At 59.0% G+C, this 6,583-nt stretch carries 5 protein-coding genes and 2 pseudogenes; 4 read left to right on the top strand and 3 right to left on the bottom strand.

Annotated features, from left to right (window positions below):
• Positions 1 to 92 precede the first annotated feature (92 nt).
• From KVT39_RS35940 to KVT39_RS35925, 4 genes and pseudogenes are all read left to right on the top strand, one after another.
• A pseudogene (locus KVT39_RS35940) lies at positions 93 to 1,334 on the top strand (transposase); the annotation flags it as partial.
• A gap of 153 nt (positions 1,335 to 1,487) precedes the next feature.
• A pseudogene (locus tag KVT39_RS35935) lies at positions 1,488 to 1,641 on the top strand (IS3 family transposase); the annotation flags it as partial.
• A 496-nt stretch (positions 1,642 to 2,137) separates the two neighbouring features.
• Positions 2,138 to 3,109 (top strand): threonine/serine dehydratase, encoded by a 972-nt coding sequence (locus tag KVT39_RS35930; RefSeq protein WP_368858967.1) that lies wholly within the window; start codon positions 2,138 to 2,140, stop codon positions 3,107 to 3,109.
• Entirely contained in the window at positions 3,106 to 4,050 is a 945-nt protein-coding gene (locus KVT39_RS35925; RefSeq protein WP_217591366.1) for an ornithine cyclodeaminase family protein, read from the top strand. Before KVT39_RS35930 ends, KVT39_RS35925 begins: the two co-directional genes overlap by 4 nt.
• Before the next feature lie 254 nt (positions 4,051 to 4,304).
• Here KVT39_RS35925 and KVT39_RS35920 read toward each other — a convergent pair whose 3' ends face one another.
• The 3 genes from KVT39_RS35920 to KVT39_RS35910 all read right to left on the bottom strand — a co-directional run.
• Complete coding sequence (locus KVT39_RS35920) at positions 4,305 to 5,105, bottom strand: cupin-like domain-containing protein (RefSeq protein ID WP_217591365.1); 801 nt, start codon at positions 5,103 to 5,105, stop codon at positions 4,305 to 4,307.
• A 383-nt stretch (positions 5,106 to 5,488) separates the two neighbouring features.
• Positions 5,489 to 6,241 (bottom strand): iron-containing redox enzyme family protein, encoded by a 753-nt coding sequence (locus KVT39_RS35915; protein ID WP_217591364.1) that lies wholly within the window; start codon positions 6,239 to 6,241, stop codon positions 5,489 to 5,491.
• Between the two features lie 15 nt (positions 6,242 to 6,256).
• Positions 6,257 to 6,583 (bottom strand): hypothetical protein (locus KVT39_RS35910; protein WP_217591363.1); only part of this gene is annotated, 327 nt, incomplete at its 5' end.

Genomic DNA, 6,583 nt, shown 5'->3' with positions numbered 1-6,583 from the left:
CCTCAAACTCGGTTGCTGCCTGATCTGCTGGAATACCCTCCGGCGCACTGAGCTGTCTTTATGAAACCGTCTCTAAGGCGATGGAGGCGACGATGCGCCCCGTCAGCATCCTGGATATCCTCACCGAAACGGAACAGTGGCTCGACCTGCATCGTCTGTTCGGGCCACTTTCCGGATTCGAAGCGAAGATCGACGAGCCGCGCAAACGCTTCATCACGACGCTGTTTTGCTACGGCTGTAATCTCGGGCCGACGCAGACGGCACGCTCGGTGAAAAAACTCAGCCGCAAGCAGGTCGCGTGGCTGAACCTGAAATACGTGACCGAGGAACGCCTCGACAAGGCGATCGTGAAAGTCATCAACGCCTACAACCAGTTCGCGCTACCGAAGTTCTGGGGCTCGGGCAAGCGCGTGTCGGCTGATGGCACGAAGTGGAATCTGTACGAGCAGAATCTGCTTTCCGAATATCACATCCGGTACGGCGGGATTGGCTACTACCACGTGTCGGACAAGTACATCGCGCTGTTCAGCCATTTCATCCCGTGCGGCGTGCACGAGGCCGTCTACATCCTCGATGGCCTGATCAAGAACGCGTCCGAGGTGCAGCCCGACACCGTGCACGGTGACACGCACGCGAAGAGCGCGCCGGTGTTCGCGCTCGCACACTTGCTCGGCATCAAACTCATGCCGCGCATCCGCGACATCAAGGACCTCACGTTCTTCAAGGCTGATCGGCGCCGGCGCTACAAGAACATCGAGTCGCTGTTTCGCGCGAGCATCGACTGGACCTTGATCGAGCGGCATTTCCCGGACATGCTGCGCGTGGCGATCTCGATCAAGGCGGGGCGGATGACGCCGTCGACGATCCTGCGGCGCCTCGGTTCCGAGAGCGTGAAGAACAAGCTTTACTTTGCGTTCCGCGAGCTCGGCCGCGTGATCCGCACGATGTTCCTGCTGCGGTACATCAACGACCCGGAGATGCGCCAGACCATTCACGCGGCGACGAACAAGAGCGAGCAGTTCAACGATTTTGCGAAGTGGCTGATGTTCGGCGGCGAAGTCGTCGCCGAGAACGTCCGGCATGAGCAGCGCAAGGTTATCAAGTACAACCAGCTCGTCGCGAACATGGTGATTCTCTACAACGTCCAATGGATGTCGCGGCGGTTCAAAGTCCTGCAGGAGAACGGGTTGCCGGTCGACGCCGAGGTACTGCAGGCGCTCTCGCCGTACCGGAAGGATCACATCAACCGCCTCGGGTCCTATCTGCTGGATCTTCAGCGAAGGGCGCCGCCGCTTGATGCGAGCATTGATTTCTATTTTGAATCAGCAGCTTAAGGCCATTTTGGCGAAAATTTCACGAATCCCGGCCGACCCTCTAGCGGGCGAGCGCCGCATCGGTCTGTAGTCCAAGTTTTTCGAGAACGTGCGCCTTGTGCGTACCGATAGTTTTTTTTCTCACGCCAAGGGCATGCGCTATTCCCCTCAGCGCGTCGACACGACGGCCGGGTCGCGGAGGACAGAAGCAACGTCCGTTGGTGCTCGGACGGTTTTCGAATTCCGCTGCGACGACGATGCTCCTTTGCGCGTCGTCTTCGAGCTGGACTGCTGCGATCGGGAGGCCGTGAGCTGGGCCCCGACCACTACAACGAAAAGCATCCGCACAGTGCCCTGAAATACCGTTCGCCACGCGAGTTTCGCCAGCAAGCAAATTCTCCAACCCAAGCGTGACCGCGTGTCCGGGCATACGGGGGCAAGTCCACACGCAAAAGTCCTGCTGAAAAAATCCGTTGGAATGCACCTTTCTCAATCATTATTTCGGCTTGCGAGACGAGTGGGGTGTACTATTTCGCATAAGTGTTTGCTCGTGTATTGCGCGTCAAGATTATTTCCGTTGATCGAGGTCAAGCGATACTGGTGGCGTGGAAACATTTGCTTTCATGCGATGCTTGTATGTGTGTCAATACGTATATGTCCGCATTAAATGAGACGGCTCGCTTCCTAAAATTAATAGGCTATGCATAATTGACGGATATCGCGGTGATTCACATTCGTCACCAAATTGCAGAAGCGTGTCGGTCCATCCGATGCGAACCGGCCCGATGTACCCGACCGCCGCAGGGCGAAACAAGGGGGAACCCGTGACGAACGATTTATTCGCGAGGATCGAGGACGCACATCGCGCCATGCGTCCGCTTGTCGCGGTGACACCGCTTTTGTACAGCCCCGTGCTGTCGAATTCGACCGGTTGCGAAGTCTATCTAAAGTGCGAACATCTACAGCACACGGGGTCGTTCAAGTTTCGCGGCGCATGGAACAAGATGCGTTTGCTCGATTCGTTGGCACGTCGCAATGGTGTGTTGACGGTATCGAGCGGAAATCATGGACAGGGCGTCGCCCTCGCCGGCAAACTCGCCGGCGTGCCTGTGACGGTTTATGCGGCCAGCACGGCGTCGCCGCTCAAGCTCGACGCGATCCGGGCATTCGGTGCGAACGTTGTCACGATCGACGACACGGCGCTAGGTGTCGAACTTGAAGCCCGTCGTCAGGCGGAACTCAAGCAGATGACATTCATATCGCCGTACAACGATATCGATGTCATCGCCGGACAGGGAACTATCGGTCTCGAACTCGACGAGCAAGCCCTTGAGGCCGGTATTGACCTATCCGCTATTTTCGTTTCCGTGGGCGGTGGAGGGCTGATCTCGGGTGTCGGCACCGCCGTCCGGACATTACATCCGTCGACGGAGATTGTGGGTTGCTGGCCGGCCAATTCGGCGGCCCTTTACCACTCCCTGAAAGCTGGCAAGATCGTCGAATCCGAAGAGTCCGACACGATTTCTGATGGCACAGCGGGCGGCATTGAGCCGGATACCGTGACGTTCGACATCAGTCGGAAAATCATCACGGGAACCGAACTGGTGACCGAAGAGGAAATCAAGGCGGCGATGCGGCTCATCGCGCAAACCGACGGCTGGATGGTCGAGGGCGCCGCGGGCGTCGCGCTGGCGGCGATGCTCAAGCGTGCGTCGGAATACCGGGGACGGGCGGTTGCCGTCGTGATCTGCGGCCGGAACATCATGCTGGATAAATTCATCGAGGCGGTGCGATGAGAATCTGGACCAAGGATGAAATCATTGCGCGTTTTGACATGGAACGTGCGGTACGTATGGTTGAGCAAGGCTTTATCGCTTACTCGCGGGGTGGGGCGCAGGTGCCGCCGGTTCAGCATTTTCAGTTTGCATCGGTCAACGGAGAGTGCTGTATCAAGTCAGCGTATGTCGACGGCACCGCGACATTTGCGGTCAAGGCATCTTCCGGGTTTTACAACAATCCAGAGATGGGACTGCCGAGCAACAGCGGGCTGGTCATGCTGTTTTCGGCGACGACGGGCGAACCCCTCGCATTGCTGCAGGACGAAGGCTGGCTGACTTGCGTGCGCACCGCGATCGCGGGACAACTTGCGGCGCGTCTTCTCGCACCACATCAGGTTGGCGGCATCGGGATCATTGGCGCGGGCGTCCAGGCGCGCTTGCAACTGGAGTATCTGAAACCAGTTACGGTGTGCCGCGAGGTGCACGTGTGGGAACGGAATCGGGAGCGCAGTATGCAATTTGCCGCCGACATGTCGGCGCAGGGGTTTACCGTGCAGGTTCACTCCACGGCCGAGGACGTGGCGCGAAATGCGAACCTGATCGTCACGGTGACACCTTCACGCGAAGCGCTGCTTCAAGCAGAGTGGATTCGCGATGGCACCCACATCACGGCCGTGGGAGCCGACGCGGCTGGGAAGCAGGAGCTCGATCCGCGCATCGCTGCCCGGGCGGGCGCCGTCGTGGTCGACTCCATCGCGCAGTGCAGTCAGTATGGCGAAGTTTCCCACGCGTTATCTGCGCGACTCATTCACACGGATAAGTTGGTGGAAATAGGGGTCCTGCTTGCCGAAAAGCGTCGGGGCCGCAACGACGCCGATCGGGCTCAGATCACGCTGGCGGATTTGACTGGCGTCGCGGTGCAGGATGCGCAGATTGCGGCGAGCGTGGTCAGTCGATAGACGGAGCGGAGGTGGCGGAGCGGCGTCGGCCGACGACGACGGGCAGGTGACGTTGCCGTCGCGCACCCATCGTGTTGTTAGCCGGGCCGGACGTGAGGACGTATCGATTGCGGTCGCGTATTGGTATCTGGTTCGGGCACTGAGCCGTGACGCGCCCTCTCGCCGGTTGAGGCTGGCTCCGCGTCGCAGGGTAGGTCGGACGCGGAGCGCCGCTTGATGTCGGTCGCTTACGGAGCTGAATTAGCCTGGTTGCATCACACGGAATGCGCGTGAGTGGATTTGGCGCTGTCTTCGATCCACCACCAGTTAACCGCGACATTGAGCCCATGCGAGCGCAGATAGTGCCACCAGCCTTCGGGGATGTAGAGAATATCGCCCCGGCATAGCACGCACTCGAAGGGCCGGGCGTTCAGCAAGCCCGGGAACTGCGAGAGATCTGGACAACGAAGATTGACCCGACTGAAGTGCCCGTGCTTGCGCTGATCTACGTACGGGTAGAGATGGGCGCGATCCGACGGTGGAAACAGAGTGATATGCTTGCGGCCGCTGACCATCGCGTAGAGGTTGTCGTAGGAGTCGTAATGCAGAGTCGACGCGTTGCCCCCGATCCCCATCCACAGATAGGGAGGTCGCATGATTTCCGCTAGTGGTGCAAACGAGGGCCGGACGATGTCGCCGACCAGTTCCGGGAGGTATTGCAACGTATCGACCTGCGCCAGATAATAGGTCGTCGGGCTGCTGGCGTCGCCGTCGAGAAGATAGTCGACAAAGCGGCCAAATTTCGAGTGAATGCGATCTTTTCCGATGCGCTCCGGAAGCGCGAATTCCTTGTCAGGGGAAAACTCGATCGGGACGGAGCGTTTTCCCGCCGCGGCTTTCAGATATGTCGAACTCCAGTGTTGAATGGCACCCAGCCCAAGTGCTGCCCCTCTTAGGACGACCGGTAGTCCCGGCCGTACATAGTGCCGATAGAATTCCTTTGCGCTGGGTGTCGTGACCCGCTCAGTCAGGCGTGCGGTCGGGAGCCATGCTCGATTAGTAACGGAAGGATTCATGATTGTCTGTGGAACGCATTCCGCTTGTACCCGATTTCGCGTGACCGGAATGACAGGAAGGGATCGTCGGGGGGGCGATGTCGATTCGACGAATCCCGATCCGATCTGACTTGCCGTCACATTCGAAACCCTTGCGCAAACGTTCGGCGTTCATGCTTGGTATGGAATGTTGATCTCCTGCGCGCCACCAGCCGATTAGACCGACGGCGCGCCTTCTCTTTGATACGTTCGGCGGATCTTCGTCATCCTCCTATCCCTCTACGTAATGGCTGGGACGTTGCATGAATGTGTCCGGCGACGCCGCTTGCCTTACACATTCATCAGATTGCGCTTCCGTCGCCTCCACGCTGGCCTTCCGGGTGTGGAAGACTCGCAACCGATGCTTACGACTGGACGGCGTGCAGGTCACGCTCCGACGGCGCGGGTTGGGGCGAGGAGGACGCTTCCGCTCGTTGGCCAATGGTGACGTCGTGCAGTTCCTGAAAGTAAGCGCAGAACAACGACGCAAGCTCCTTTAAAGTGTCGAAAAGCGCATTCTCGTCCTTCAGACGGCCAACCAGCTTGTCGGTGATGTCCAGGATCATCGCGTAGTGGTTCGCGTTCTTATCGAAATGAACATGACTGCGTGCGCCCAAAACGTGCTTGGCGGAATAGTGGCGCTCCGCACGGTTGACGACCCGCGCAGAGACGCGATCGGAATTCCACTCGACGAACAACGAATAAGCGACTGCGGTGAGTGATCCGATTTCCTCTAGCCGCCGCGAAAGATAAATGATGAGATTTCGCGTCGCAACGAGCGGAGGTGTGCCGTCTATGGTTTCGTTACTGCATCCATGTTGATGGAGATCGCGTCTGAAGAGGAGGTCATGATTCAATTCATCCGCGGTGTAACGGCCCCATAGACGGCTGCTTCCATAGTCTTCCTCGATCATGCGAGCCAGAGCCAGCGCATCGATTCTGGCAGTGAGGATGATGCGCTTGATCGTCTCGATGCGATGTCGAATGTAATATTCGTCATCGAGAGCCTGCTCCTCAGAAATGAGATGTCCCGCGTACGGAACGGTAGTCAGGATACGATCAACCTCACCAGCCAGGAGGCTGTCGATTCGCTGTTCCAGTTCTGATCGAGTCGTCAATTTTCGCTGCCCGGATTATTTGATGACTTCTAGCCCGTTTTCTGCGCGAGCAGCCAGCTCGGCGCGAAGCTCTTCATCCCGCAGCGAGCGTGCAACGCGATCGGCGCGGAGTTCTTCGTCGCGCAGCGAACGCGCCGCACGGTCGGCCAGCTCGGCGCGAAGCTCTTCGTCTCGCAGCGAGCGTGCAGCGCGATCGGCGCGGAGTTCTTCGTCGCGCAGCGAACGTGCCGCACGGTCGGCCAGCTCGGCGCGAAGCTCTTCGTCTCGCAGCGAGCGTGCAGCGCGATCGGCACGGAGTTCTTCGTCGCGCAGCGAACGTGCCGCACGGTCGGCCAGCTCGGC

The sequence above is a fragment of the Burkholderia sp. GbtcB21 genome, assembly GCF_019091065.1.
GTDB lineage: Bacteria > Pseudomonadota > Gammaproteobacteria > Burkholderiales > Burkholderiaceae > Burkholderia > Burkholderia pyrrocinia_C.
This window is presented reverse-complemented; position numbering and strand designations above follow the sequence as displayed.